Here is a 25,397-nt window from a genome sequence, read left to right as displayed (position 1 = left end):
GATCCAAAATCGCGCTATCGACACATAAATATGTTGCATCGCACAACGAGTCGGCCCTAGCATGTGGCATAGGCGTCTGGGAGCTCTCTCCATGAACCAGGCAATGACGATCCGGATTCTGAGCGCTCCTGCGCGCTCTGCCTCGACGGCGGGGCTCGACCCATCGGCGCGCCTCGCGATCGGCTCGCCACCAGAGCGTTCATCCTGTCGGTTACAGCTGAGGAGTTGAAGGCATGAGTCGGCTCGAGGTTGCGGTTATCATCGCCAGCACGGGCAGGCCCGCCAATCTAGCAACGTCGCTCCGCCATTTCTCGAACCAGACCCGGCCCCCTGCGGTGATCCTTCTTTCGGTGGCGTCCAAGGACGATTTGCCGTCCGATCTCGATGACTATCCGGGCGTCGAGCATGTGATCGGCCCCAAAGGCCTTCCGGCGCAGCGCAATAACGGACTGCGCAATCTGCGCGCCCCGGCCGATGTGGTCGCTTTTTTCGACGACGATTATATTCCCTCGCGGCGCTGTATCGAGAAGGTGGCCGAATTTTTCGATGCCAATCCCGATGTTGCCGGCGCGAACGGGCTGCTCCTCGCCGACGGCATCAACACCCCTGGCATCTCGACCGAGCAAGCCGAGGAGTTGGTGGAACGTTACGACGACATCGCAGCAACGCCTAGCACCGCAATCCTCAAGGACATGAAGGGCCTCTACGGTTGTAACATGACCTACCGTCGCCTGATGATCGAGGGCATCTGGTTTGACGAGCGTTTGAAGCTCTACGGCTGGCAGGAGGATATCGACTTTGCCGCCCAATTGCTCGGACGCGGTCGGCTGGTCCAGACCCACGCCTTTGCAGGCGTGCATCAGGGCGTGAAGGGTGGCCGTGCGTCCGGCGTCCGGCTCGGCTATTCGCAGATCATCAATCCCCTCTACCTCGCAGGCAAGGGGACGATGCGGACGAGTTTCGCCCTGCGAATCATTTTCGGCAATTTCGTCGCCAATCACGCACGGGCGCTGAAACCGGAGCCATGGGTCGACAGGGCCGGGCGCGTGCGCGGCAATTGGCTCGGCCTGTTCGATGCCATGCGTGGCAGGCTGACGCCGGAAAGGATCGAGGCCCTGTGATCAGCCATCGTCGTCCCGACACCGTCATCGGCATCCGGCCTTCCCGTTCCCAACCGTCGTATCGAGGTGCGTTTCCGATGACATCACTGCCCCAGCGTAATGCTCCGCAAGGCGAGAAGGTCGGGCTGCTGAAATATGCCTGGCGCAACCTCGGGATTCGCAAATTGGTCCTCGAACGGCGCTTTCGGACACTTGAACTGGAATGGAAGTCCGCGCGCGGAAAGGTCCGGCAATATCAAGGTGTCCCGGCGAATATCCTGATCATTCCGTCCGATCCGGAACTCCTGACATCATCGACCGGCGATCAGGCGATGATTGGCGCGATCGTGGCCTACTGGCGCCACGCGATCCCGCACGCCCGCATCAACGTGGCCGTTGCCAATGACGTCGCCGCTGCCGCGGCGCTTGCCATTGGTCTGACGCCGCTTCGTCTCCTTACCCCGGCGGCGACCTTCGAAGCTGCGATCGAGCAGGTGAAAGCGTGCGAAATCGGTACGGTCGTCGCGATGGGGGCCGATGTGCTCGATGGCAGCTACAATGTCGCATTCTCTGGCCGTCAGCTGATGCTTCTCGACCTGCTCGCACGCGGCGGTGCCGATAGCTATATCACCGGCTTCAGCGTCAGTCAGGACTTTCATCCGCGCATCGTCCGCCTGTTCGATGCGCTCGACGCGTCGGTCCGGATCAACCTGCGCGATCCCGTGTCGTTCGGCCGTTTCCAGCGTGCATCGACGGCGCAGTCGCGTCTCGTCGCCGATGTCGCCTTTCTCCTCGATCCAAGGGTGTCTTCGCTCACCGAGGAGATCTCCGGCTGGATTGCCGATCAGCGGCGGACAGGCCGTATTGTGCTCGGGCTCAACTGTCATCCGTTGTTGCTAGAACTTGAGGACCGCCGCAATATCGATCGCTTTCTGGACGCCTTTGTCGAGGCGATTACCGATTTCGCTGCCCGCCGCGAGCTGGCCTTTTTGATGATCGATCACGACAGCCGGGGCTCCTCCTCCGATGCCATCTGCTTGCGGCCGATCTACGACCGCTTGCTTCGAAGGATGGGCGCCGAGCATATCCTTTATCCGGACGAGCGCCTTGCCGCCGACGAGATCAAGGCGGTGGTTGGCGATCTCGATGGCGTCGTTTCGGGGCGGATGCATCTGATGATCGCTGCGATGGGGGCGGGCACGCCAGTCTTCGGTATCGATTATAAGGACAAGATGGAGGGGTTGCTCAACCATTTCGATCTACCGACCGACGCGCTGTGCACGGCCGCCGACTTCATGCGAGGCGATGGCAAACCGGCTGCGCTTCTCACCGAATTTGTCGATCGGATCGACGCGATCCGGACGCATGTGACGGAAGCCAAGCCGCTAGTGAAGGCAGCTGCAATGCAAAATTTCGGGGCCGCGGCCTGATGCTCGCCGTTGCGAAATCCTTTGCGAAGCTGAACCGCAATCTCTTTTACGATGCCTTCCGCTACTTTCGTTTCTCCTCGATGTTCGACCGCGAATCCGAAAGCGCGCGGCTCGGTGCGGCGATCAAGATGGATGCTCACCGGATCGAAAAAGGACTGGCGTTGCCGCAATCGCGGCCCGGCTTCGGCCAGGATGTCGTTGCGCGGCTGATCCGCGATGTCGGCATTTATGAGCAGCGCTTCGGCGCCGACCGGATTACGCGCATCGCCCGTTCGGCGCTCGCGGGCTATGAGCAGACCGGTCGCGATCAAGGTGTGCCGCACGCAAGCCTTGGCCAGTTTCTGACCCCGGTCGATTTTGCCCAAGCCGAGTCCGCGACGATCCGGCTCGATGCGGAATCGGTCCGCGGACGATCGCACTTGGATTTTGCGTCATTCGCGCATTCGCGCCACTCGCTTCGTCAATTTTCCGCTGACCCGGTCGACCCCGCGGCGATCGAGGCCGCTGTGCGTGCGGCCGAACGCACACCTTCGGTCTGCAACCGCCAATCGGCCAAAGCCTATCACATCGTCGATCCGACGCTGCGCAGGCAGTTGCTGGAGGTGCAGGGCGGGAACCGGGGGTTCGGCGACGATATCTCCGAACTGCTGATCATAACGTCCGAGCTGCGCAATTTTGTGAGTGCGGCGGAACGCTATCAGTGCTGGATCGATGGCGGCCTGTTCGCGATGTCGCTCGTTTACGCTCTTCACGCTCAGGGTCTGGGCACCTGCATGCTAAACTGGAGCGTCGACCCGAGCCGCGACATTACGGCGCGCAAGCTGATGAAGCTGCCGCCGACGCAAAATATCATCGTCTATATCGCGGTGGGCCATTACCCCGAAAGCTTCTCGGTCGCGACCTCGGCGCGGCTAGGGATCGACGATATTCTGATACGCCTCTGACCCGCGGCGGTTAGCGGGCGTGCACGGCGCGCCTGCGGAAGATGTTGAAGATGAAGGCGCCGGTGACAATGGCGTAGATGGCAACGCCAGCGGAACCCAGCGCCAAGATCTTGAGGATATGCGGAAGGGCATGCACTGCGCCGTGCCTTTCGAGCAACCACAGCGCGGCGATCATTGCGAGGAGGCCCGCAGCTGGAGCAGCGAGCCGCTTCAAGAAACGGGTGGAAGCGAAATCGCCATGGACCCGTAGTGACCACAGGGTCACGGCCGCGACCAGAACGCTTGCCGCCAGCTGCGCCCAGGCGACCGCATGGAGCCCGAACGGGACGGCCAGAATGGTCGCGACGACCGACATGATGGCGGCCGAGATCGCGAGTTCGCGCGCCCGCTTCGGCTGGTTGTCGAGTGAGAAGACCGGCTCGCTCAGCGTCGTGATAAACCCGATCAGATAGGTGATCGCCAGGATCGATATGATGGGCGCCGCAGGAGCCCATTTCTCACCGAGCAGCATCAGGATCAGCGGCTCGGACAATTCGGCCATGAGCACGAAGACCGGCGCCGCCACACAGAAAAGATACCAGGCCGAATTTTCGGCGCTCCGGATGCGTAGTTCGCGGCGGTCTGTTCCGTCGGCTTTTTTCATGGTCGACCAGAAGATCACGCGCGCGGGTTCCCGCAGGGCTTCTGCGGCGGCTCCAGCGACGCGGGTCGCGGCGCGGTAGAAGCCCACCGCGATCGGGTTCAGACCGAAACCGATAACGAAGACCGAGGAGTTCCCACTCAGGAAGGAGGCGAAACGTCCGACGAGGATTTGGCTCGCGAATTCGATCATTGTACGATCGTTCGGCTGCCGCCGCCACTCGCATTTCATGCGTTCCTGACCATGCATCAGGCAAAGCAATGCGGTGGCTTCGAGCGCGAGTTTGGACACGCCAAGCGCCAATATCCCCTGGCCGGCCCACAGCGCGCCGAGGCCTGCAAGGCAGCCTGCGGTTTCCGAAACGATCGATGCCACGGAAATCTGATGAATCTGGCCGGCTTTCGTCAGTCGCCCGGCCTCGAGGGTCGCGAAACTTCGAAATGGCACCCATAATGCTAGCGCCACCATGGTGGGAGCGAGACGGGCGTGCGGACTCGCGACCCAGAAGATGACCGCGGCGCTGGTGATCAGAAAAAAAATGGCCAGCGAGATCATGATCGCGAGCCCATAGCTTCGCCGAACGAGGGCGTCTTCGTCGTGGCAGATCAGATATTCGCGCCAGCCCCCCTCGGCAAAGAGCGAAAGCCCGAGGGCAAAAGCGAAGAGGAGACTGAAAGTGCCGAAGTCGGCGACGCCGATAAAGCGCGCGACGACTAGAAAGAACGCGAACTGGACGATTTGCGCATAGACTCTGGCAAGGAACAGTCCCCCCGCAGAGGTCGAACGGCCTGCCGTCGATCGAAGCCGCTTCACGATAGCCGCCGTCTGGGACACGATGGAGAGACACTCCTGAAACGCTGAATTCAAAGGCTATCAGATCAATGTTGCGTTGCAACATAAATCGCTGGAAAACCGTGGCCTACCGAAAGCCAATCCATTTCGAGAGACCGACGCGATCGGCAATCGCCGCTGTCACGAGGGGCATGAGAACTCCAACGAGGCACAAGAGCGACAGAAGGATCGGGGCTGGAACGGCTGGGTCATATTTCAGCACGGCGATCCGCGTCGCAGCGATGAAGAGAATATGGAGGAGAAAGATCGGCATTGTCTGTCTGCCACAGGAAATCAGCCAGCCCGGTGCCCATTGTCCGGTGAACCGCGCAAGCGAAACGAGGGCAATGATCGCGGCGAGTGCGGCGTAGAAATTGTCGAAACTTCGAACATCGAGGATGATCGCTGCCCCGGTTTCCGGCCAGAGGCCGGGAATACCTAGCTCGATCGCGTGCGCCATTGTCACAGCGAGCGCGGCACATGCCAGGGGGACCGACCAGAGCCAGACCCTGTCGCGCGGCGAAGGCGCGCGATCGAGAAGCAATGGGCCGAGAAAGACCCCCAGCCCATAATAGGGTGCCATCTGCAGGCTTGCCTCGACAATGCCGGGCAAGGCTTGTTGTTCGCCGAGTGACCCGGCCGCGATCAGAAGGAGCAAATAGAAGGGAGTCGCGATGGCACGTCGGGCGATGAGGGACAGGCCATGGAAGAAAAAGAGAGAATAGAGGAACCAAAATTGCGCCGACGGCATGAAGAACGTCCGCAGCAGCGATGGGCCAAGAGGGCCGCCCGGATTGTTAGCCAGCGATCCCGCCATCGTGATCGCTACAATCTGGACGGCGCTCCACAGGAAATAGGGCCATGCGATCTGGCTGAAAAGCTGGGCGCGAAAACGATCGGGATTATCGTTCACCCGCTTCGCGACGAAGAGTCCCGTCAAGAAGAAGAAAAGCGGCATATGGAAGATGTATATCGCGGCGAAAAGCGGCCGAAACCATGTCGTGCCCGGCGCGAAGCCGGCATCGATCAAGCCGCCGAGCGCATGGCCGAGCACGACCAGCAAAATGCCGGCGCCCTTTAGCGCGTCGACCCATTGCAGCCGCGCCGCGCGCGTATCGCGCGCCGGGGAATCGGCAATCGCATGAGGCGCTCCGACGCCCGTCGCTTCCAACGGCATAATCGGCTGTTTCCCGGCTGTAATTCGTAATCCGAGTGTTGCATCATTTCGCAGGTGCAGCAATAAAAAAGCAGGGCGCCGCCGCGCTATCGGCGAGTCGGAACGACGGAGCGGAATGTGCCTTCAAAACCCCGAAAAGTGGTAATAAACGGCAAGTTTCTGTCGGGCATGCCGACCGGCGTACATCGTGTTGCCGAAGAGTTGATCCGGCATGCCAAGATCATCGTCGATCAAGACCCCGAAATCGGTCGGCGGATCGAGCTGTCGCTGTGGGTTCCGCGCAACGCGGAAGCGAAGGCGAAGCACATGGATATGCCGTACCGCGTCGTCGGTCCTTTCAGCGGGAACCTGTGGGAGCAGATCACGCTTCCGTTGCGCGCACGTGGCCGGACCATCGTCAGCTTGTGCAACGTGGGCCCGATGCTGACGCGCGATGCAATAACGATGTTTCACGACGCCCAGGTGCATCTGGCACCCGACAGCTACTCGCGCCCGTTCCGGCTATGGTATCGCCTGCATCAGCCGATCAGTGGACGGCGACACCGCAGAATTTTGACCGTATCGCATTTCTCGCGCGAGCAGCTCGAGCGGGTCGGAGTCGCTGACCTGGACAAGACCGCCGTCGTCCATAACGGGGTTGATCATGTGCTGTCGACGGTGCCGGACGATTCCGCGCTACAGCGCCTCGGCTTGGGCGATGAACCCTTTGTCGTCGCGCTGGCCAACACGCAGCCGCACAAGAATATCGGGCTTTTGCTGAAGGCATTTTCGCAGCCCGAATTGGAAGGCACGAAACTTGTCCTGTTCGGGTCGGCACGCGCCGGGGATTTTGTCGCAGCCGGTCACGCGGTACCCGGCAATGTCGTCTTTGCTGGCCGCGTAAGCGATGCTGAATTGCGCTCGCTATATGGCCATGCGCTCTGCATCGCCTTTCCCTCGCTCACCGAAGGCTTCGGCCTGCCCCCGCTCGAGGCGATGACAACCGGCTGCCCGGCCATCGTCGCGCCGCACGGCGCTCTTCCCGAAATATGCGCCGATGCGGTTGTTTATGCTGCGGCGGACGATCCCGGCGCATGGGCCGCTGCCATCGTCCGGCTCAACCAGGATGGCGATTTCCGCACCGAGATGCGGGCGGCCGGCGAGCGTCAGGCGGCGTCCTTCACCTGGAAACGTGCCGCCAGCCGGCTGATCGAGGAACTGTTGGCGCTGTAGGGTTGCCAGCGCGATCGGCCGGCCGGTTCGGGATTGCGTCGCGGCACTTCAGCGCGATTGCGATGCCCGCAAAACAGGCGAAATCCATGCCCGGATCGGGTGAAGCCTGCGTGAGCAGCGCCGGAATCAGCGAAGCGATGGCGGTCCAGCCCATGGCATCGGCGATATCGCCTGCCTCGGACCCGGGTTGCGCGCCGCGCCGCGGCCATCCGATTTGGAGAAGATAGGCGATGAAGCTCACAATTCCGACCACGCCCATTCCGCCGAGGATTGCGGTCACAATGCTGGATGATCGGAAACTTCCGGCTCCGATCCCCAAGCCATAGGACACGAAGAACGCATCAAGCCCCTGGCGAGCCCAAAATGCACGCTGCAAACCTGAATCCGAGCCTGCTTTGTCGACGGTCATTTGGCGTATCATCTCTTCGAAAGCCTGCGCGGCTTCGCTCGACGCGATCATGAGCAGGGAGACGAACGCGATGCCGAGCAGCGCAACCGCGCCTATCGTGATCAGTTTGTCCGCTCGAAGGTAACGCGGCATCAGCGCTGCGCGGCAAAGGAGGATGAGCGCATAACCGGCGAGGCCGACATAGGCCGTCGACGAGGTCGAAAGCATGAGCACGATGGCCATCAATGCCGCCGCGAACCCCGTGGCCGGCGGCCGGATATGCCTGAGCCACAGTTCGAAGCACAGGATGAACCAGGCGAGGCCGAAGTCGGCGTATATCGAAGGTTCGGGCATAATCCCGTTGATCCGGATGAAACTTTTGGTGCGCTGGTCGACCTGTGAATAGGAGCCGTTTCGGAAGAACTCGACCACTTGGTCCCACGGGGTCCCGCGCAGGGCGACACCCAATATTCCGAACGAAGCGTGCGTGACCGTGATGACGATCGCGGCCGTGACAAGCGGATTCAGATTTTTCGACCGGGTGACCGCGATGTAGCAACAAAGAGCGGCGATACCGGTGCCGATCAAATAGACAGCCGTCGTGATGTTCTGTGACGAAAAGAAGAGCGGGATCGTATCGAACTGATGCCGCATCCCGATCGGCCGCAATGGAAAAACGTCCATCGACTGTTGGAATATCCGCGGGAGCAGGAAAGCGCCGATAAAGCTGTAGATGCAAAAGATGACCAGCCAGACATTGTCCACGATTGCCTGACGGAACAGCGCGGCATCCTCTTTTACCAAAGAGAAGCAAGAGAGGAGCAGGAAGCCGAGCATGATGCGCCCGGGCGGTATCGACGAACCGCCGAGGCTTGTCAGGATCAGCGCCGCCGACCCATCGAGCAGGCTGAGCGCGATGACCGCACACATCAGCGCCATCGGGCCGCGGCGAAGCAGAAGCCAGCTGCCCAGAAGGATCGTCGCGACACCGATCAGCGTCGGTATCATTGCGCAGCCTCGAAGAGCCTTGCCACCGGTTCGGATTGAGGTGGATCCCGATACAACGCGCGCGACACGATGCGCACAATTCCGGCGTCGAAATTCTCGGGCGCGAAGCGCTCGGCGTTCGCGACTGCCGCATCGGACTCGAAATCGGGCAGCCAACGCTCGAAGCGCTCGACGGCGTCGATAAGCGCATCGGTTTCCTGACGATCGAAGAACAGGCCCGTCACTTGATCGACGATCGAGTCGCGAACGCCGCCCCGGCCGAATGCAATGACCGGGCGCCCGGCGGCGTTCGCCTCCACCGGAATGATGCCGAAATCCTCCTCGGCGGGAAAAATCAGCGCGCGGCAGTCGGCATAGGCCTGCCGGAGGCCCGCATAGTCGAGCCGTTCGACGATCCGGATATTCGGTCCGGCCCGCTTGGCGATATCGCGCGCCAGTTCGCCCGTACCGACCATAAGAAGCGGCAGTCCGAGCCTTGTAAAGGCATCGGCGACGAGATCGGCGCGCTTGTATGGCGTCATTTGGCCGACCCAAAGATAATGGTCGCCGATCGTTTGCGACTTTTGGAACATGGCAACATCGACCGGTGGGTGGACAACGTCGGCCGAACGTCCCCAGCTTTTCCGGATTCGGCGCGCGATGAAATGGCTGTTGGCCACGATATGGTCGACGCCCTGCGCGGACGTCACATCCCACTGCCGCAGCGCGGGGAAGGTGGCCGACATGGCGGCGCGCGCGAGCGGGCCAGCGCTGGCGCGATACTGATGATAATGATCCCACAGATAACGCATGGGCGAATGGCAGTAGCAAAGGTGGAATGCGTCGGGCCGCACGATGACGCCCTTGGACGGGCCGGACTCGCTGCTGATTACCAGATCATATTCGCTCAGATCCATCTGCTCGAGTGCGCGCGGCATCAGCGGCAGATATTTCTGATAATGTCTCCGCGCACCGGGAAGGTCCTGGATGAAGGTGGTGCGTATCCGGTGCGAAGCGATGAAGTCGGAAACAGCTGTGGGGTCGTAGACGTGGGTAATGATGTCCGCACCGGGATAGAGGCGCAGCAGGCGTTCGAGCACGCGCTCGCCACCGCGCATCGCGACCAGCCAATAGTGGACGATGACGATCCTCGGCGGGGTCATGCGGCGGTCGCCACATATTGCTGATACTGCGTGTAGTAGCTGCTGGAATCGTCCGGCGCATAACGGCTCTGCTTGCGCAGGTCGACGCGCGTTAGCGCGATCCCGACATAGTGAGTCAGCCGGACAGGAAGGAGGCGTGACGCCGTGACGACGGCCTCATCCGGTGTCGAGCGCCATTTTGCGGCCAGGATGACGCCGTCCGACAGGCCTGCGATCTCGCGGGTTTCGGCGACCGCGAGAAGTGGTGGGCAGTCCAGTATGACAAGGTCGTACCGTTCCTTTAGCTGCGCAACCGTCGCCTGGATGAGGCCCTTGTCGGTTAGTCGGTCGCCTTCGTTGCCGCGCGACACGATCGGCAGGATGTGTAGACCGCTGCCGACTATGCGAACAGCTCCGTCGAGGGTGGTTGCTCCTTCGCCGATTTCGATCAGGCCCTGTCCGTCGTGAATGTGGAATTCGTGCGACAGGCCGCGGCGGAAGATGTCGCAGTCGACGACAATGGTACGATGACCTGTTTGTGCGGAAACAAGGCCGAGCAGCGCCGACAACACGCTCTTGCCTTCCGCCGGCAGCGCGGATGTGACCGCGATGACCTGCGCCCTCGCTAGGCCCGGTATCTGGATCGAGGCGTGGATATTGCGCAGTGATTCCGCGAGGATCGAGTTGGGCATGCTGGTAATCGTCTCGATCGGTTTTGGCGCGTGGTGCTTGGCCGTGCCATTCTCCGGGACCATGCCGAGATAGGGGAGCCCCGTCCGCTTTTCGACGTCGGCGGCTGTGGTCAGACCGCGAAATTGCATTTCGACGACGAAGGCGGCGACAAGACCGAGACCAATGCCGCAAATCGACGCGAAAAAGAGGTTGAGGATGATGTTCGGGCTCGTCGGCATCGTTGGCGGCGAAGCGAGGGTCAATACGCGGGCGTCTGACCGTTCGGTGCCACTGCTGGCCGATGTTTCTCGATAGCGCGCTAGGTAGGATTCATAGAGGCCCTGCGATGCCTCGGCGCGGCGTTGCAGGTCGTCGAGGGCGACCATCGCCTTATTGTTGGTCAGCAGTTGTCCTTTCGCCGAGCCGAGCGTTCCCGAGAGGGAGGCAAGCCGCTGCGAGGATACCGCAGCCTTCGCTTCGAGGTTCGAAATCACGCGGTCAATCTCTTCCTGGATCTGCTTATCGAGATCGGCCATTTCCTGCCGCGCGCGCCGCAGGTCGGGATGGCGATCGCCATATCGAACCCTGAGATCGGCCATCTTCACGACCAATTGCCCACGCTGGGAGCGGAGCGACGAAACCACGGGCGATTCAAGCGCCTCGCCGACATCGTCGCCCATCGAACCGCTGCGAAGCTGCGCGCGGGCGGTTTCGAGACGAGCGGCATCGGCCGCGGCTTCCGCGCGCGCGGTTGCCGCCTGTTGGTTGTAGACGGAAATATCCTGCTCGGTCAGCGAAGCCCCGGTGGTGCTGGGAAGACCGTTGCGGATGCGATAATTCTGCACCGCCGCGAAGTCCGTGGTGGCTTGTGTCCGCAACTCCTCGACCTTGTCGCGCAAGAAGCCAATGGCTTCCGAAGTCGCGGTCTTTTTTTCGTTGATCTGCGACTGCGCATATTCATTGGCATAGGCGTTAGCCAGCATGGCGGCCATTTCCGGATCGTGATGGCGGTAGGCGATGCCGATTGAATAGGATGTCCCGATCCGGGTCGCGCCGAGACCGCTGCGAAGATAGCGGACAAGCTGATCCTCCATCTTCTGACGCTGAGCGGCGCTAAGCTTGCGGGGATCAATCGGCGATCCTCCCCCGTCCAACAGGCGCGAAAGCGTCGATGCGGGCGGATTCACGAAAGGGTTAAATCGGCGGTTGTCGACGAGTCCATATTTCCGGACGATTTCGCGGGCCATCCCCAGCGAACCTACAACCTGGATTTCTGTGGCGACGTCGGCGTCGCCCGCCATCGTCGGTTCGGCCTCGTCACCGACCTTCGCCGCGAGTTCGCGATTGGACCCCGTCAACCGGACGATGGCATCGGCTGTGTATATCTTGGGCTGCCACAGCGTCACAAAGAGGCCGATGACGAAAATGGCGGCTGCGACGCCGATGATCAGCCACAGGCGGCGGCGCAGCATGTTGAACAGCTTGGCAAAGCTCAGCCTGTCGCCAGCGGGCGAGGGTGACGTCTCGCGGAGGCTCCGTGCGTCGGAGCCTCGCACAATATTCTGCGGCTCGGCATGCGTTACGGGGAGAGTCATTTCGTGCCTTTCGCTTGTCTTTTTCTGGCGAGCTTGATGGCGACTAGAGGGCGAGCGTCGTGCGGACTCCTGTCTGCACCGAGGAATAGTCGCGGATCGGGCCGGAGCCCGAGCCGAAGCGGCTGTTAAGCGTTGCGTAGCCTCCGGCCCGAAGCCAACGGTTGACCTTCCATTCCACCCGGCTGGTAAACGAAAGCCGCTTCGCCTGGAGTCCGATCTGGCCATAGTCCTCGAATGCCAGTGCCGTCTCGGCGGTGACGAGGACGTTTCGCCGGAACTCATAGTCGGCGCCAAGGGTGAAATCGGTGACCGTCACTGCGCTCACCTGGTCGAGCGTGCTGGTCGACGTCGATTGCGCGAGGTCGGCGCGCACGCTGATCAATGGTGTCGGGTACCAGCGAAGCCGGCCAAACAAGGCGACGCCCTTGATGGTCGCGAACAGGGGATTGTCGAATTTGTGCTGACGAAGGCCGGCGTTGAACTCGGCTGTGAAAAGCTGAGTGATCTGGTAGCGAAGTCCAATGCCGATCGAATAGGCCTCGGCATCGCGAATGAATAGCGGCCGCACGTCGCTGTAGCGATACACGTCATAGGTCGCGCGCGTTTCGAGCGCGAGCAAAGGGCTCACCTCATATCCGAGTGTCACTGTGCCGCCCGAGCGATGGCCGTTCCGGAAGCTCTGGTCGATGACGGAGCCATCGTCGAGGTCGATATCCTCGTAAGTCGATCGGGCGGCAGAAAGCCCGATCGAGGCGTAAAGGCGGTTGAAGCTCCTACGGAGAGAAATGCGCGAACGCAGTTCGCGCATTTTTAGGGGATCGCCGATCGACAGGTCGTTCGCGACGGTGCCGCGCGCCGCGGTCGTATCAGCCCAACCGACTCCGGCGCTCAGGAAAAAACCCGACGGTAGTTCGGTCGATCCCCCGGCGTCGATTCGGAACTGCTCATCGTCCTGCGTGGAGTAGGTCGCGTATCGCCGGATCCTCGCTTCGCCATAAAGGGAAAAATTTGCGCCGGGCTCGGTGAGCGCCGCCGTGATGGTGGGGACGATCGAAACGCTGGCGTCGGATCTCGGGTCGTCGGCAGTGGTGAAGACATTCGAAGAAAAATCCGGGGAGATGGTCAGGCTTGGCCGGATCATCAATTTGCCTGCACGGATGCCGACGGGATCATAGCCGGGCTGGGGCCGGTTACCTGCAACGTCGCTTGGTTCGCTATCGAGGGTTTGCCCGCAAGCCGGCTGGATGCCGCCCGAAAGGCTGAGGGCAGCCACAAGGGCCGCGACCAGTCGGCGACGATCGACGCGCTCCCTCCAGGCAACGCACTTGTCTCCGGCGATAGTCTCTCTTGAACCGGTCCGCATATGCACCCGCAATGCCTCCGAAAAACAGACACCATGATCGTAACCGAATACAGAAATGTTGCAATGCACAAAAAACTGAAGCATCATTGTGCGGTGCAGAAAATGAGGAGGAGGCGCGGGCCTCACCGCATGTCTCGACAAAAGGCGCCCGGCTACGCCGGCCTGGTGATCCTCGCCCTTCTATTGGGCTTGGCATTTCTCGGCGCGGACATAGAGATGCTCGACAGCATCAATATCGCCGCGCCGGTCTGGACCATAGTTGCGCTCGCCTATCTTCTTCTCAGGCTATTGATCGACTGGCGAGCGGATCGCCGAGGACGAGCCGCAATGTCGGCGCTCCTCGCCGCCGGATACATCATCTTTGCCCTCCTGATCTTCCGCCCGCTATGGAACGGAGTCGATTCTGTCGCCGCCACAGGGGAAAGCCTTCGCCTGGTCAGTTTCAACATCAACAAGGATAATCCCGAGCAGCGCGAAGTCGCTCGATGGATAGAAACGCAATCGCCCGATTTTGTCGTTCTGCTTGAAGCGCGCGACCGGGCCGGTTCGGTTTCGCGTTTGCTGAAGAAGCAATATCCCTATCAATATGACTGCCGCGGCGACGGAAATTGTTCAACACTGATATTGTCCCGAACTCCGGCACTCGCCGTTATGCCCCACGCGCGCGGCGATGCCGAAAATCGCAAGGCTATTTCTGCATTGACCGCGCGCTTCAGTCGAGGAGGCGAAGAGATTGCGATCACGGCGGCGCACATGCCGCGGCCGTGGCCCATGGGATCCCAGGCATTGCGATTGCGCGAGCTTGCCGCCCTCGCTGCCGAACCGAGCGCTAGCCAGATCGTGATCGGCGACTTCAACAATGTTCCATGGAGCTTCTCGATGAACCGGCTCGCGGTTGACATGGGCGTTCGCCTGATGAGCCGTGCTGTTCCCACCTGGCCGACCGGTGGACCGGCCGCGCTCCTGCCGATCGATAATATCTACGGCAGGGGATGTCTCGGCTTGGTTGACCTGACTCGCGGACCGGAAATCTGGTCGGATCATCATCCGCTGGTGATGACCGCACGAACAGGGGGATGTGGTGGATAACCACGCCTTTCTTGCGCTGGCGGCCGTCGTCAATCCGCGGGCGCCACCGACGAGCGATGCGTTGGCAGAACAGCTTGGTTCAGACTTTTGCGGCTGGCCGACGCTTCTCGAATATGCTGAACGCCATCGGGTCATGCCATTCTTTGCCAATCGGCTTCGGGCACTCGGGTGGATGGCGGGCACTGCGATACCGGTCGATGCTGACTTGCAGGCGCGAATGGATAAAACGATACGCGATTCGGCCTTTGCTGAACTGGCGGCGCTTGCCGAACTCAGGCGCATTTCCGAACGCTTCGCAGGCCATGGTGTGACCCCCATTCTTCTCAAGGGGCTGGCTCTTTCGCAGCTGTGCTTCGACAAGATCGGGTGGCGCACCAATCATGACATCGACCTGCTGATCAAGCCCGCGGAACTTGCGACGTGCGACCGCCTTCTCGGCGAAATGGATTATTTGCGGGTGGAACCCCATCCGGCACTCGACCTATCCCAGACTGAGCGCTGGCGCCGTTTGCACAAGGATTGGGTCTATATCCATCGGTCGCGCCGAACGATCGTCGAGGTCCATTATCGTCTGTTCGATAACGAACCGCTTTGCGCTGAGGTGGACCTGGGCGAGATCGAGCCATTGGATTTGTTCGGTCAGCATCAGGTGTTGTCGCTGACTGGCGAGGCACTCCGGTCCTATCTCGCGCTTCACGGCCTGTTGCACAGCTGGTCGCGCCTGAAATGGCTTATCGACTATGAATTGATCAGACCAGCAGCAACGCGTGGCAGGGCGCGGCGGGTACCGATACGTGTTGCTGATCGTCTCGGCGACAAGCTGTTTTCGTCCCCCACCAGGCCGATGGCGCGTGGTTATAGCCGTACGGAAATGCTCGTGAGGTCGTCGCTCAACGCGATGGCGGGAGGCGGCGCTCAGGAGCTCGAACAGACCAAATTCGGCACTACGATCAAGAATATAAGTCATTACCTCATCTCGATCCGCCCCGCATATTGGATTGCGGAATTTCGTTATGACCTCGCTGACAGGTCACGCGACGGGGATGCGGCATCCGGTCCCTCGGGTTTCCTTGACCGTATGGGCAGCTGGATCCGGAGGAAAGCCGGTTTCGACTCGGGCCTGCGACATTAGCCAAGCGCGAATTTCCATATACAAATAGCTAAATTTCTTTCGCCGTCCGTCTATTTGCCGACGCTCGAAAATGGGACGGCGCTTGTTAAGTTGATCGGCCGCAAAATGGAAAATCGGCCATGTTCAGGCGGATAAGTCATTAGATTTGTTTATTTGTTTAGTTAGCAGCTGCACAAATTTGTGCGCCGCAACATATTGACTTGGTTAAGGAATCATGAAAATTTTCGATGGGCGGGCACTTCTGCCCGTCTACTGATGGAGGGTATCCATGCATACACTTCCGAAATCGGCTTACACGAAGCCGGAACTCGTCGAAGTCGGTTCTTTCGAGGACGTGACGCTCGGCGGTAGCTCGGGGTCCAATCTGGACGCCGATTTTCCCTCGGGTACCCCGTTTAGCGATCTCACCTTCTCCTGATCCGTTCAGGAAAAGAGGGACCTTCTCGGGATTCCGAAATAGTGGGGGGCGGTGGGTCGCCCGCCCTCCATTTCCTGATCGGGGTCGCAACCATCAGGAGGATGATGACGTGAAATGGATAGCCAGCCCATCCGCGGTTTTCAGCGATCTCGACGGGATGACCGCGCTGCTCGATACGCATGGGAATATCTATTATTGCCTGTCGGGTATCGGACCGTTCGTGTGGGACAATCTTCGGGCAGGCGCGAGCGCCGACGAGATTTGCGCCGCGGTAACGAAAAATTATGATGTTACCCCGTCAGTTGCCCAAACGGATGTTACCGCACTGCTGGACAAGCTTTCGTCTGCTGGTCTGATTGTGTCGACCGATGCTTAGCGAGCGACCGGGCAAGAACCGGCGCCTCTCGGTTATTTGGCGGGACAAGTGGCTGCTCGTGTCGTCGCTGATAATATTGTGGTTTGTGAGGCTCTCCCTCTCGCTGATAGGCTATAATCGAATGATCCGTCGCGTATCGTTCCAGCCGAACCAACCGGTCCCGACCAGCGCACTGGCGCTGCGCGTTGCCACGTCCATTCGGACGGCGTCGGCGCTTGTGCCCAACCCGACTTGCCTGGTGCAGGCATTGGCCGCGAAAATTCTCCTCGGGCTGCGCGGGTATGGCTCGCAGATCAAAGTCGGCGTTCGCCTAAACGGTAATAGTTTTGGCGCCCATGCCTGGCTGATCAGCGATGGCAAGATTGTCTTGGGAGGCGACAGCGAGAATGTCGCCAGCTTTCAACCCCTCATGAAGATTGAATAGCGATGAGCGGCATCTGCGGCATCGTCCCTGCGAACGGCGATCACAATCATAATGTCGCTATGCTCGAAGGCGCCCTCGACGCGATGGCACATCGATGCCGCGACGGAATGTCCTGCTATCATGACGAACATGTTCTTGTCGGGCACGGGCTGCTCGACACGGGGTGCAACGGGTTTGCGCTCGACGACGATGGTTATGTCATCGCGTTCGACGGCCGTCTCGATAATGGTGACCAGCTGCGCACGAGCCTTCGCGATGCTGGCGGCCTTCACGCGCCGGCCTTTGAAAATCTGTCAGATACGCGTTTACTTCTCGCGGCCTATCGAACGCTCGGTGACGGGCTGGCTGAACATTTGCTTGGCGATTTTGCGTTCGCGATCTGGGATCCTCTCAAGCAACAGCTCTATCTGGCCCGCGATCATATCGGCGTAAAACCGCTCTTCTATCGCATCGTAGACGATGCATTGTTGTTCGCATCCGAGATAAAGGGGCTGCTGGCGATGCGACCCGACCTTTCTGCGAACCGACGCGAGGCCGCCATGGCGGCTTTCGTCCAAGGTGAATTTCCGGAGGCTGACCGCGACAGAACCTTTTTTGAGGATATCTATCGGCTGCTGCCCGGCCATTATGCGATCGCCACGCGCGGCGCGTTCACGACGGTTTGCTATTGGCGCCTGGACGCAGATGCACCGGTCCCGAGAGACGATGTCGGCGGTGAATTTCGCAAACTGTTTCTCGAAGCCATCCGTCGCCGTCTTCGCGGAAACTCGGCGATCGGTTCGCTTTTGAGCGGCGGGCTCGACTCTTCTTCCATCGTCAGCGCTCTGGCTTCCAGCCGGGCGGACGCCGACCCCCCGGTGCAGGCATTCTCGCTCATATTCTCCGACCCGGACGTCGAGGATGAACGCGATTTCATTGCGGCGGTGGTCGATCAATACGCGATCGGGCACGCGACCATAGATTGCAGCGGTGTCTCGGGTCTGGCGCATGCCGACGCGATCCTTGGCGAACAGGACCAGCCTCCTGCAGGGCCTAATGGCGGGATATTCCGCTATTTTCTGAAGCAAATCGCCGCCGGTTTTCCTGGCCGCGTGATCCTTCACGGTCACGGCGGCGATGAGGTTATCTCACACGGCGGCGGCCTGTTCGGCGAACTGGCCGCTTCTGGTCAGTGGCGGAAGTTGTGGCGCGAATTGCAGGCGGTGCGTCATGTCACGGGCGCGCCGTGGCCGCACTTCCGGCGCCTGATCTGGCGCCGGGGCATTCGCCGCAGCGTGGGCAAAATCCTCGACTACCCCGCGAGCTTTCTCGTGCGCGGCGCGCCCTTGCAGCGCGACCCGCTCATCACGGCACCCGATGGCCGCGACCGGCCGATCGAGCAGGCTGCCCATCTGAAGAAGCTCGCCTCTCCTATTTTCGCCCATGCACTCGAGGTGATAGACATTGAGGCCGCATGTGCCGGCGTCGAACTCAGGATGCCGTTTCTAGATCTGGACGTGGTTCGCTTTTGCGTGACGGTCGAAGCGCAGGAGAAATGGCAGGATGGGCGCCCGCGCTCGGTGCTTCGCAATGCCATGCAGGGCGTCTTGCCGGAGAAGGTGAGGCTTCGCACCGACAAGCATGATTTCGCGACCCATTTGCGTCAGTCGCTGTTGCGCTTCGACCGCGACGTCATCGACGAAGCGATATTGAGGCGGCCCGACCTCATTTTGCCGTATTGCAATCTTGCCGAGCTTCGAGCCGACTGGTCGGACCTGCGAACGACCGGTGAGCTCGATGGCGTGGCCCTCATGCGCCTTTGGCGAGCAGTCATGCTCTCGCGCTGGCTGGCGACAGAGGATCCGCCGGAGGACGCTTCCTATCTTGAGAAAGCGGCATGACGGCAGGTCCCTATTATTATCGGCTCTATGATCTGGTCGTGCGGTCGGCATTCCGGCTGGAGGAAGCCGACGAATGTCTGGCAGCCGCACCCGGCCTCGACATCGTTGTGGCCGATCTGTCGCGCCATTCACAGCCATTCGATGGATTTCGGCATTTCGCCATCCTGCCCGAAGGCGACCTGCTACGATTCCGCAACGTCGGCTCCTTTCTGGTGCGCGCGGGTGGGCGCGAAATTGCGGTCGACCTTGACCCGGCGTTCGATCCACGGCTTCTCGCCCTGCCGCTGCTCGGGCCGGTAATCGCAATTCTGATGCATCGGCTCGGTTATATGGTCCTTCATGGCAGCGCTGTTGAGCTGGACGGGCAGGCCGCCGTATTCCTCGGCGACAAAGGGGCTGGAAAATCGACCACGGCGGCCAGCCTCGTCTCTGCGGGCTACCCGCTTATCGCCGACGATGTTGTCGCCGTACGCCTTTTGGACGATGTACCCGTCGCCGCCGCGGGCTATCAGGCGATGAAGCTCGACGCGCATATGGAAGCACGCTTCGGTCCCGACGCCGGTCATGTGATAGAGCCGTCCGACGGCCCCTTCACCAGCGGCAAGATACGATTTCGGCTCAACCGCGAAAATCCATGTTCGCCTTTGCCTCTCGGGACGATCCATGTTCTCGAACGGAGCGCTGCGAACAGTTTTCGCCCCTTTGAAGCAGTCGACACGTTTCAAGCGCTGATCCGTTTTTCCTACTTTCCCCGGCTTGGTCGCGCTGCAATCGACAAGGGTGAGTCCGCTGACTTGTTCGCTAAGGCGGCAAGACTTGCGGGTCATGCAAGCGTAGGCCGGCTAACGGTCCGCAATGGGCTGGATTGGCTCCCTGAACTCGCCTCATTCCTTAGCCATGCCGACAGGCGCGACCATGCGCTCGCATGACGGTATAGCCGACTTCATCCGCTTCGTGTGGACCGGAACGCGCGGCGCGTTTGCGAAAGCCGCTATTCTACAGACACTCGGCAGCCTTAGCGAGATCGTCTCGATCCTGCTGCTGATACCTCTGCTCCGGCTGCTTGATCCGAGTCGGAACCAAATTCTGCTCCACCTGGACCGGGTCCCGTTCGTTACAATCGACCGGACGGTGGCGATTACCTTGCCATTGATTATCGGCGCTTTTGTCGTCGCCACCATCATCCGGTCACTCCTTCTCGAAACCAAGGAGCGCTACAATGCGCGCGTCATGTTCGGCTTTGTCGCCGATTTTCAGCACCGGCTATTCAAGGCTGTCACCCTGACGCGCTGGCAGGTCCTTGGGCGTTATCGGACCGCTGATCTCACCCAGGTCCTGACATCAAATATCGACCGCCTCCTGATGGCGACGCACCAGTTGCTACAGCTTGTGCAATCGGCGTTGATGACGGTGATCTTCGCGCTCGCGTCGCTTGCTATATCCTGGCGGATGACGCTCGCCGCGCTCAGCATCGGCGTCGCCGTATTCGCGTTCACCTATCGCGCGAGGCGGCGCTCGTTCGAGCATGGACAGACCGTTGGCAGGCAGCGCCGCGACGAATTTCGCCTTGTCGATGGCTTCCTCGGCGGGCTTCGCACAGCGAAGCTGTTCGGATTACAAAACCAGCATCTGGCCGCGATGGACGATGTATTGTTTCGGATCTACCGCCACAATATTCGCTTCGCCTCGGCGCGCGCGCGGAGCGCGACCATCTATCAGACGCTGACCGCGGTGGCAGTCGCAAGCTTCATTTTCTTCGCGCTGACGTTCCAGACGATCGAGCTGCCAGTTCTTCTGGCCATGCTCTTTCTGTTCATGCGCCTAGCACCGCGGATCATGGCGCTACATTCGGTCAGTCAGGAACTCGCTGCTAGCCTCGGTCCGGTGAGCGCGGTGGTACAGCTCCTGCAGACGTGCCGCGAAAACGCCGAGCAACCCGTGCAGGAGGAGGGCGGAACCGATGTGCGGCTCGATCGCGGCATCGAGCTTTCGCAGATCCGTTTCCAATATGGGTCCGACGACGCACCGACGCTCGACCGCGTTTCGGCATTTGTCCCCGCACATGCGATAACGGCAATCAGCGGGCCGAGCGGCAGCGGAAAGTCGACATTGCTCGACATTATTTCGGGCCTGTTGCCGCCAGTCAGCGGCGTGATCAAGGTCGACGGGCTCGTGCTCGATGATGGGCTCATGCCGCAGTGGCAGCGCCACGTCGCGCTCGTTCCGCAAGAGACATTTCTTTTCAATGATACGATCGCCGCCAATCTTCGCCTAGCCGATGAGGATATAGACGAAGCCCGATTGTGGAGGGCGCTCGAGCTCGCCGACGCGGCCGAGCTCGTCCGGTCGAAGCCCGCCGGGCTGGAAACGACGGTTGGAGATCGCGGGCAGGCGTTATCGGGCGGCGAGCGGCAGCGCGTCGCGATCGCCCGGGCCCTGCTGCGACGCCCGCGACTTTTGATCCTCGATGAGGCGACCAGCGCGCTCGATGCCGCAAGCGAGGCACGGGTGGTCGAAGCCATCCGTTCGCTACGCGGCGAAATGACGATCGTTATCGTGACACATCGCCCGGCACTACTCGATGCCGCGGATTATGTGATTGCGCTGGAGGAGGGCAGGGCGACCTCCAGCCCCCTCGCTTGGGAAGTAATGGACGGCGGCAAAATCGCGATCTAGAATGCTCGCGCAGGTGTCTCGGCAGAAGATGCCGATGACGATGCGAGAGGAAGTGGGTCATGGATGGTTCGCGCGACAGTCCGGAGTCCCGGGAAGGGACAGAACCCCTGCCTCTGGCGCGCGGAATTCACGACAATTTAACCAGCGAATCGGCAATTGGCCCCGGGGACCGCAACCGGGGGCAAGACATGCGTACTTCGACGATCGATGCGGGCCAGCGCAAGGCTGGTGCGAACCCCATCCGCTGGTCGGGCTGGCTCGCCGGGCTGCTTGTCTCGGTCCTTTTGTGGGCCCTGGTCTATTGGGTCTGGAGCGCAGTCTAGCTCGCGCGAGCTCAGGATTTCTGGCAGGCGACAATCGTTTCCATCACCGCCAGCGTCTCCCTCGGGTCGCGAACGCGGATCGTGTCCAGGCCGAGTTCTTTCGCCGGATAATCATTCCCGCCCGGGAAGATCGCATCGCCGATGAACATCATCGCCCCCAGCGAAATGCCGCTCGCATCACGTAGCTTTTTGAGGCCATAGGCCTTGTCCACACCTTCGCGGGTGATGTCGATCGAGGTCGCGCCGCCCATGTTGATCGACAGCCCCGGAAGGCGTGTCCGAAGATCGGCCTGGATGATCTTGCGTTTCGCGAAATCGGGGTCCCAGATTTCCTTGGCATGGATCGGCGCCTGCTGGCCAAGCGCTGAAAATGTGATCTGGCTGCCGCGATCTTCGATCCGTTCGCCCCATGTTCTCTCGGGAACAAAGCCGGTGGCCTCGAGCGACGCGTCAAAGGCGGAAAATATCGCCTGCTTTTGGGCCTCGTCGAATAGTTCGGCATAGACCGGGGACCATATGCCGCCGCGGTGCGTGTAGAGCTTCGTTCCCGTCGTAGGCATTAACCACAGCCGCGCGAGGTCGGCGCGGGGCGGCAAACGGCTCGCGACCTGCTTGTCGAACTGGGGCCAGTCGCCTCCCGATATGACGGCGACGTGGGCCACCTCCAGAAGGTCGGCGACGGCTTGCGCCATCCAGTCGGGGAGGGGCTGCTTGCTTTCGGCGAGAGTCCCATCGAGATCGAATGCGACAAGCTGCTTCATCGGGAAAGCTCCTTCGAGAGGATCGCGCACGCTGGCAAGTAGCCCGCGGCCTTTCCGACACTCTCGCCAGGCAAAACTGTCGCGACATCCTCCCGGCCCTAATACTCATGGCATTCGGCCTTCCACGCTGCCGAACGGCTGCGCGGACACCCGTGATATTGCCTTTAAAATCTGGCTGATCAAGCTTCTCTTCGCACCTGCAGCAAAATGGTTGCTGTCGGGTCGGTTTTGGCCTTATGTTCACGGGCAGGGAGAGGCGTGCTTTCTGGCCAACTTTGATTGGATCGGAGCCTGCCGATGATTCAACCGGTTATTCTCTGTGGTGGCGCTGGAACGCGGCTCTGGCCCGAATCCCGCGGTCACCGTGCCAAGCAGTTCCTGCCGCTCGCCGGTTCGGAAAGTCTCTTCCAGCAGACCGTGAAACGCACGCCGGCGAGCCCGGCTTTTGCACCGCCAATGATTCTGTGCGGCAGTGCGCATGTCCCGGTTGTCCGCGATCAGTTGGGCAACAGGGACGCGCTGTTGATCGTGGAGCCGATGCCGCGCGGGACGGCTGGAGCGATTGCTCTTGCGGTGGCGCAGGCCGATCCTGATGCACTGCTTCTCGTGATGCCCAGCGATCAGGTCATCACCGACTTTCCGGCCTTTCACGCCGCGATCGACCGGGGAACGAAACTTGCGCTGCAGGACTGGATCGTGACCTTCGGGATTACGCCGGATCGGCCCGATACAGGCTTCGGATATATCGCGAGCGGGAAAATGCTGGGAGAAAGTGGTTTCGCCGTCGAGCGGTTCGTCGAGAAGCCGCCGCTTGACGAGGCGACGCGAATGCTCGCTGCCGGCGGCTTTAGCTGGAATGCCGGAATCTTCCTGTTCCGTGCTGGACGAATGCGCGATGCGATGCTGGCCCGCTGCCCTGAGATTTTTGAGGCGGCGCGGGATGCTGTTGCGGCCGGCACGGTGGACCGCGATGCCCTGCACGCCGATGCGATCGAGTTCGGCCATGCGCCCAATGACTCGATCGACTATGCGGTCATGGAGAAGGATGATCGCGTTGCAGTCGTTCCGGTGGCAATGGGCTGGTCCGATCTCGGCAGCTGGCATGCGGTACAACTCCTCGCGGCGAAAGATGCGATGGGTAATGCGGCGGTGGGCGATGTATTTCTCCACAGGAGTAGCAACAACCTCATCCGGGCAGGAGGCAGACGAGTGTCAATCGTGGGAATGAGTGACGTCGCTGTCGTTGTCGATGGAGACGATATTCTCGTTATCTCGCTTGATTGCTCGCAGGAGGTTCGCGCCGCCGCAGACGCGCGCAAGATTTGAGAACGGCGTGACGCGAAAGCATACGTGCGGCAAAACAGTGGTTGATCGCTCTAGTACTGCGCGACGATATCCAGATACCGTCAGTTCTGAGCCGATTTTGCCGCGAGGTTTCGCGCGGGCAGACGTCATCATAGTCTGGGTGTCAGCGTCGTAGATCGTCAGTTTTGCGCCTCAAATCAGACATCCGGCCCATACGCTTGGATCGCTGCAAAGCGCCGCATTTCTGGTGATCGTTATGTCCGCTACCGGCCAGTGGTCGACCATGCGGGGACATGTATTGTGGTGGCGGTAATCGGCGCCGATCATCTGGTCCTGGTGGAGCCAAAGTGCCCGGGCATTGCAATCGACATGGCTCAGAAAATCAGGCATGGAGATTTATGGACATTTGGGCCGCGCGCAGAATCTGTTCGCCTGCTGATGATGACAGACTGTCACCCCTCGAATATCTCACGAATGGCGCGGGGTATTTGCGAGATCGGGCAGTGGGTATATCGGGTGGTGGAACTGCCCATGCTGTCGTTTGATGTCGCGGTAAAGCTGGTGCGACTGTTGACGATAATATCCGTCCTGGAGGGAACCTCGATTGGATCGCCATTGCCATATGACGCCCGTCCGTGCAGGCGATAGCGGTTGCCGCCCAAAGCCTCGTAGCGCTTGACCGCAAGTTCACCGAGGTAATCGATTTTCTCGTCAAGATATGTGAACGGTATATCGTCGGGGAGGCCGTTGGGATCCGCTTCGCGGATCGCCTGCGCGCAGCTCATGTCGACCGCCCAATACCCCTTCTCGATGGGCAGAGAGGTGACTGTGCCCGGCGCCTGCCCGCCTGCGCTGGGCCGCGGGATTGCCGCGCCCGCCATTTGTGGCTGCTCGGCGCGCACGGCCGCCTGCATCCGCGACGAAAGCTGGGTGAAGCTGCATTTCCGGTAATTGCTTTCCCCCAATGACCCCAGGCCGAGATGAATAAACTGTCCCGGACCTGTCGCTTTCAGCGCCAGAGAAGGAAAGCCCTTGCGCTCGCCTTCGGCATCCCAGGCGAGCGTGAAGCCGCGCGACGCGCGGCCGAGTTCGGCAACAAGCGACTTGCGCGCGGGACCGACGCGGGAAATCCTGACGGCGTTGTTTGTCCAGTGGCCTGACTCGTCCATTCCGACCTCTCCGGCATTTGCCCCGTCATAGAAAAATACGTCCGTTGCGCCCGCACAGGCATTTGCAGGGACGGGACCATCGTCGATGGACATGTAGAAGCCCTCCGGCGTTTTATAGCCGGCGATGTAGAGACCTTGCTCGATCGGCAAGGCCGCCTGCGACGCCACGGCGGGCGCGGCTTGCGCCGCCTGTGCCAGCGCAAAACCTTCCGTCGTGCCGCTTCTTGCCGGAGCGGCGTTGGCACGGTCACTCGCGGACGATTCAGGGCCGCAAGCCGTCACGATGCAGGCTGCGACGCCGATGAGAGCGGCGAGCCCTGTTTTGGAAGGAACAAAAGCCATGGTCAAAACTCCATTCTCTGG

The 25,397-nt window shown here is 60.9% G+C and carries 22 protein-coding genes; 14 read left to right on the top strand and 8 right to left on the bottom strand.

Features of this window, described 5'->3' with window-relative positions; translation table 11 throughout:
- Positions 1-233: 233 nt before the first annotated feature.
- The 3 genes from HDC35_RS14505 (at position 234) to HDC35_RS14495 (ending at position 3,474) form a co-directional block, all read left to right on the top strand.
- Positions 234-1,121, top strand: coding sequence for a glycosyltransferase family 2 protein (locus HDC35_RS14505; RefSeq protein ID WP_184647977.1), 888 nt, complete (start codon positions 234-236; stop codon positions 1,119-1,121).
- Between the two features lie 77 nt (positions 1,122-1,198).
- A complete protein-coding gene (locus HDC35_RS14500; RefSeq protein ID WP_184647974.1) occupies positions 1,199-2,530 on the top strand; it encodes a polysaccharide pyruvyl transferase family protein in 1,332 nt (443 codons plus the stop codon).
- A complete protein-coding gene (locus HDC35_RS14495; RefSeq protein WP_221438266.1) occupies positions 2,530-3,474 on the top strand; it encodes a nitroreductase family protein in 945 nt (314 codons plus the stop codon). The genes HDC35_RS14500 and HDC35_RS14495 overlap by 1 nt, the downstream gene beginning before the upstream one ends.
- 10 nt (positions 3,475-3,484) lie before the next feature.
- Here HDC35_RS14495 and HDC35_RS14490 read toward each other — a convergent pair whose 3' ends face one another.
- Positions 3,485-4,927, bottom strand: coding sequence for an oligosaccharide flippase family protein (locus HDC35_RS14490; RefSeq protein ID WP_184647972.1), 1,443 nt, complete (start codon positions 4,925-4,927; stop codon positions 3,485-3,487).
- Between the two features lie 106 nt (positions 4,928-5,033).
- Positions 5,034-6,122, bottom strand: coding sequence for an acyltransferase family protein (locus HDC35_RS14485; RefSeq protein WP_184647970.1), 1,089 nt, complete (start codon positions 6,120-6,122; stop codon positions 5,034-5,036).
- Positions 6,123-6,239: 117 nt separating this feature from the next.
- Here HDC35_RS14485 and HDC35_RS14480 point away from each other — a divergent pair, with 117 nt between their 5' ends.
- Complete coding sequence (locus HDC35_RS14480; protein WP_221438265.1) at positions 6,240-7,334, top strand: glycosyltransferase family 4 protein; 1,095 nt, start codon at positions 6,240-6,242, stop codon at positions 7,332-7,334.
- Here the strand turns inward: HDC35_RS14480 and HDC35_RS14475 are convergent.
- The 4 genes from HDC35_RS14475 to HDC35_RS14460 all read right to left on the bottom strand — a co-directional run bounded on the left by HDC35_RS14475 (position 7,282) and on the right by HDC35_RS14460 (position 13,607).
- Positions 7,282-8,559: a glycoside hydrolase gene (locus HDC35_RS14475; RefSeq protein WP_184647967.1), complete on the bottom strand. Its 1,278-nt coding sequence runs from the start codon at positions 8,557-8,559 to the stop codon at positions 7,282-7,284. The two genes, HDC35_RS14480 and HDC35_RS14475, sit on opposite strands and share 53 nt — an antisense overlap.
- 167 nt (positions 8,560-8,726) lie before the next feature.
- Positions 8,727-9,872: a glycosyltransferase gene (locus tag HDC35_RS14470; protein ID WP_184647965.1), complete on the bottom strand. Its 1,146-nt coding sequence runs from the start codon at positions 9,870-9,872 to the stop codon at positions 8,727-8,729.
- Positions 9,869-12,118 carry a GumC family protein gene (locus HDC35_RS14465; RefSeq protein ID WP_260397765.1) on the bottom strand — a complete coding sequence of 750 codons (2,250 nt, stop codon included), beginning with the start codon at positions 12,116-12,118 and terminating at the stop codon, positions 9,869-9,871. The genes HDC35_RS14470 and HDC35_RS14465 overlap by 4 nt, the downstream gene beginning before the upstream one ends.
- Before the next feature lie 43 nt (positions 12,119-12,161).
- Positions 12,162-13,607: an outer membrane beta-barrel protein gene (locus tag HDC35_RS14460; RefSeq protein WP_184647961.1), complete on the bottom strand. Its 1,446-nt coding sequence runs from the start codon at positions 13,605-13,607 to the stop codon at positions 12,162-12,164.
- A gap of 3 nt (positions 13,608-13,610) precedes the next feature.
- On the opposite strand from HDC35_RS14460, the gene HDC35_RS14455 reads away from it, so the two are divergent.
- The 9 genes from HDC35_RS14455 to HDC35_RS19715 all read left to right on the top strand — a co-directional run bounded on the left by HDC35_RS14455 (position 13,611) and on the right by HDC35_RS19715 (position 21,799).
- Positions 13,611-14,570 carry an endonuclease/exonuclease/phosphatase family protein gene (locus HDC35_RS14455; RefSeq protein WP_184647958.1) on the top strand — a complete coding sequence of 320 codons (960 nt, stop codon included), beginning with the start codon at positions 13,611-13,613 and terminating at the stop codon, positions 14,568-14,570.
- Positions 14,563-15,702 carry a nucleotidyltransferase family protein gene (locus tag HDC35_RS14450; RefSeq protein WP_184647956.1) on the top strand — a complete coding sequence of 380 codons (1,140 nt, stop codon included), beginning with the start codon at positions 14,563-14,565 and terminating at the stop codon, positions 15,700-15,702. Before HDC35_RS14455 ends, HDC35_RS14450 begins: the two co-directional genes overlap by 8 nt.
- 268 nt (positions 15,703-15,970) lie before the next feature.
- On the top strand, positions 15,971-16,120 hold the full coding sequence (locus HDC35_RS14445) for a lasso RiPP family leader peptide-containing protein (protein WP_184647954.1): 150 nt from the start codon (positions 15,971-15,973) through the stop codon (positions 16,118-16,120).
- A 109-nt stretch (positions 16,121-16,229) separates the two neighbouring features.
- Entirely contained in the window at positions 16,230-16,496 is a 267-nt protein-coding gene (locus HDC35_RS14440; RefSeq protein ID WP_184647952.1) for a PqqD family protein, read from the top strand.
- Positions 16,489-16,920, top strand: a complete 432-nt coding sequence (locus tag HDC35_RS14435; RefSeq protein ID WP_184647950.1) for a lasso peptide biosynthesis B2 protein — start codon at positions 16,489-16,491, stop codon at positions 16,918-16,920. Before HDC35_RS14440 ends, HDC35_RS14435 begins: the two co-directional genes overlap by 8 nt.
- Positions 16,921-16,922: 2 nt before the next feature.
- The gene (locus HDC35_RS14430; protein WP_184647948.1) at positions 16,923-18,800 is read left to right on the top strand and encodes an asparagine synthase-related protein; all 1,878 of its coding nucleotides are present in this window, start codon (positions 16,923-16,925) and stop codon (positions 18,798-18,800) included.
- A complete protein-coding gene (locus HDC35_RS14425) occupies positions 18,797-19,729 on the top strand; it encodes an HPr kinase/phosphorylase (RefSeq protein ID WP_184647946.1) in 933 nt (310 codons plus the stop codon). Before HDC35_RS14430 ends, HDC35_RS14425 begins: the two co-directional genes overlap by 4 nt.
- Positions 19,716-21,476 carry an ABC transporter ATP-binding protein gene (locus HDC35_RS14420; protein WP_184647944.1) on the top strand — a complete coding sequence of 587 codons (1,761 nt, stop codon included), beginning with the start codon at positions 19,716-19,718 and terminating at the stop codon, positions 21,474-21,476. The genes HDC35_RS14425 and HDC35_RS14420 overlap by 14 nt, the downstream gene beginning before the upstream one ends.
- Positions 21,477-21,664: 188 nt before the next feature.
- A complete protein-coding gene (locus HDC35_RS19715; RefSeq protein ID WP_260397742.1) occupies positions 21,665-21,799 on the top strand; it encodes a hypothetical protein in 135 nt (44 codons plus the stop codon).
- Between the two features lie 11 nt (positions 21,800-21,810).
- On the opposite strand, the gene HDC35_RS14415 is transcribed toward HDC35_RS19715, so the two are convergent.
- A complete protein-coding gene (locus tag HDC35_RS14415) occupies positions 21,811-22,560 on the bottom strand; it encodes an HAD-IIB family hydrolase (protein WP_184647942.1) in 750 nt (249 codons plus the stop codon).
- 297 nt (positions 22,561-22,857) lie between these two features.
- Between HDC35_RS14415 and HDC35_RS14410 the strand changes: the two genes are divergently transcribed.
- Positions 22,858-23,886 (top strand): mannose-1-phosphate guanylyltransferase, encoded by a 1,029-nt coding sequence (locus HDC35_RS14410; RefSeq protein ID WP_184647940.1) that lies wholly within the window; start codon positions 22,858-22,860, stop codon positions 23,884-23,886.
- 431 nt (positions 23,887-24,317) lie between these two features.
- Here the strand turns inward: HDC35_RS14410 and HDC35_RS14405 are convergent, their stop codons facing one another.
- Positions 24,318-25,376, bottom strand: a complete 1,059-nt coding sequence (locus HDC35_RS14405; RefSeq protein ID WP_184647938.1) for a hypothetical protein — start codon at positions 25,374-25,376, stop codon at positions 24,318-24,320.
- Positions 25,377-25,397: the final 21 nt, after the last annotated feature.

Origin of the sequence: Sphingopyxis sp. JAI128 (assembly GCF_014207235.1) — a bacterium.
Lineage (GTDB): Bacteria > Pseudomonadota > Alphaproteobacteria > Sphingomonadales > Sphingomonadaceae > Sphingopyxis.
The sequence above is the reverse complement of the archived record's forward strand: the minus strand, read 5'-3'. Positions and strand labels throughout refer to the sequence as shown.

Bases quoted from the DNA above. Each gene is read 5' to 3' on its own strand.
- HDC35_RS14505 (WP_184647977.1), top strand. From the start codon at position 234: ATGAGTCGGCTCGAGGTTGCGGTTATCATCGCCAGCACGGGCAGGCCC.
- HDC35_RS14500 (WP_184647974.1), top strand. From the start codon at position 1,199: ATGACATCACTGCCCCAGCGTAATGCTCCGCAAGGCGAGAAGGTCGGG.
- HDC35_RS14495 (WP_221438266.1), top strand. From the start codon at position 2,530: ATGCTCGCCGTTGCGAAATCCTTTGCGAAGCTGAACCGCAATCTCTTT.
- HDC35_RS14485 (WP_184647970.1), bottom strand. From the start codon at position 6,122: ATGCCGTTGGAAGCGACGGGCGTCGGAGCGCCTCATGCGATTGCCGAT.
- HDC35_RS14475 (WP_184647967.1), bottom strand. From the start codon at position 8,559: ATGCTCGGCTTCCTGCTCCTCTCTTGCTTCTCTTTGGTAAAAGAGGAT.
- HDC35_RS14470 (WP_184647965.1), bottom strand. From the start codon at position 9,872: ATGACCCCGCCGAGGATCGTCATCGTCCACTATTGGCTGGTCGCGATG.
- HDC35_RS14465 (WP_260397765.1), bottom strand. From the start codon at position 12,118: ATGACTCTCCCCGTAACGCATGCCGAGCCGCAGAATATTGTGCGAGGC.
- HDC35_RS14455 (WP_184647958.1), top strand. From the start codon at position 13,611: ATGTCTCGACAAAAGGCGCCCGGCTACGCCGGCCTGGTGATCCTCGCC.
- HDC35_RS14445 (WP_184647954.1), top strand. From the start codon at position 15,971: ATGCATACACTTCCGAAATCGGCTTACACGAAGCCGGAACTCGTCGAA.
- HDC35_RS14435 (WP_184647950.1), top strand. From the start codon at position 16,489: ATGCTTAGCGAGCGACCGGGCAAGAACCGGCGCCTCTCGGTTATTTGG.
- HDC35_RS14430 (WP_184647948.1), top strand. From the start codon at position 16,923: ATGAGCGGCATCTGCGGCATCGTCCCTGCGAACGGCGATCACAATCAT.
- HDC35_RS14425 (WP_184647946.1), top strand. From the start codon at position 18,797: ATGACGGCAGGTCCCTATTATTATCGGCTCTATGATCTGGTCGTGCGG.
- HDC35_RS14420 (WP_184647944.1), top strand. From the start codon at position 19,716: ATGCGCTCGCATGACGGTATAGCCGACTTCATCCGCTTCGTGTGGACC.
- HDC35_RS19715 (WP_260397742.1), top strand. From the start codon at position 21,665: ATGCGTACTTCGACGATCGATGCGGGCCAGCGCAAGGCTGGTGCGAAC.
- HDC35_RS14415 (WP_184647942.1), bottom strand. From the start codon at position 22,560: ATGAAGCAGCTTGTCGCATTCGATCTCGATGGGACTCTCGCCGAAAGC.
- HDC35_RS14410 (WP_184647940.1), top strand. From the start codon at position 22,858: ATGATTCAACCGGTTATTCTCTGTGGTGGCGCTGGAACGCGGCTCTGG.
- HDC35_RS14405 (WP_184647938.1), bottom strand. From the start codon at position 25,376: ATGGCTTTTGTTCCTTCCAAAACAGGGCTCGCCGCTCTCATCGGCGTC.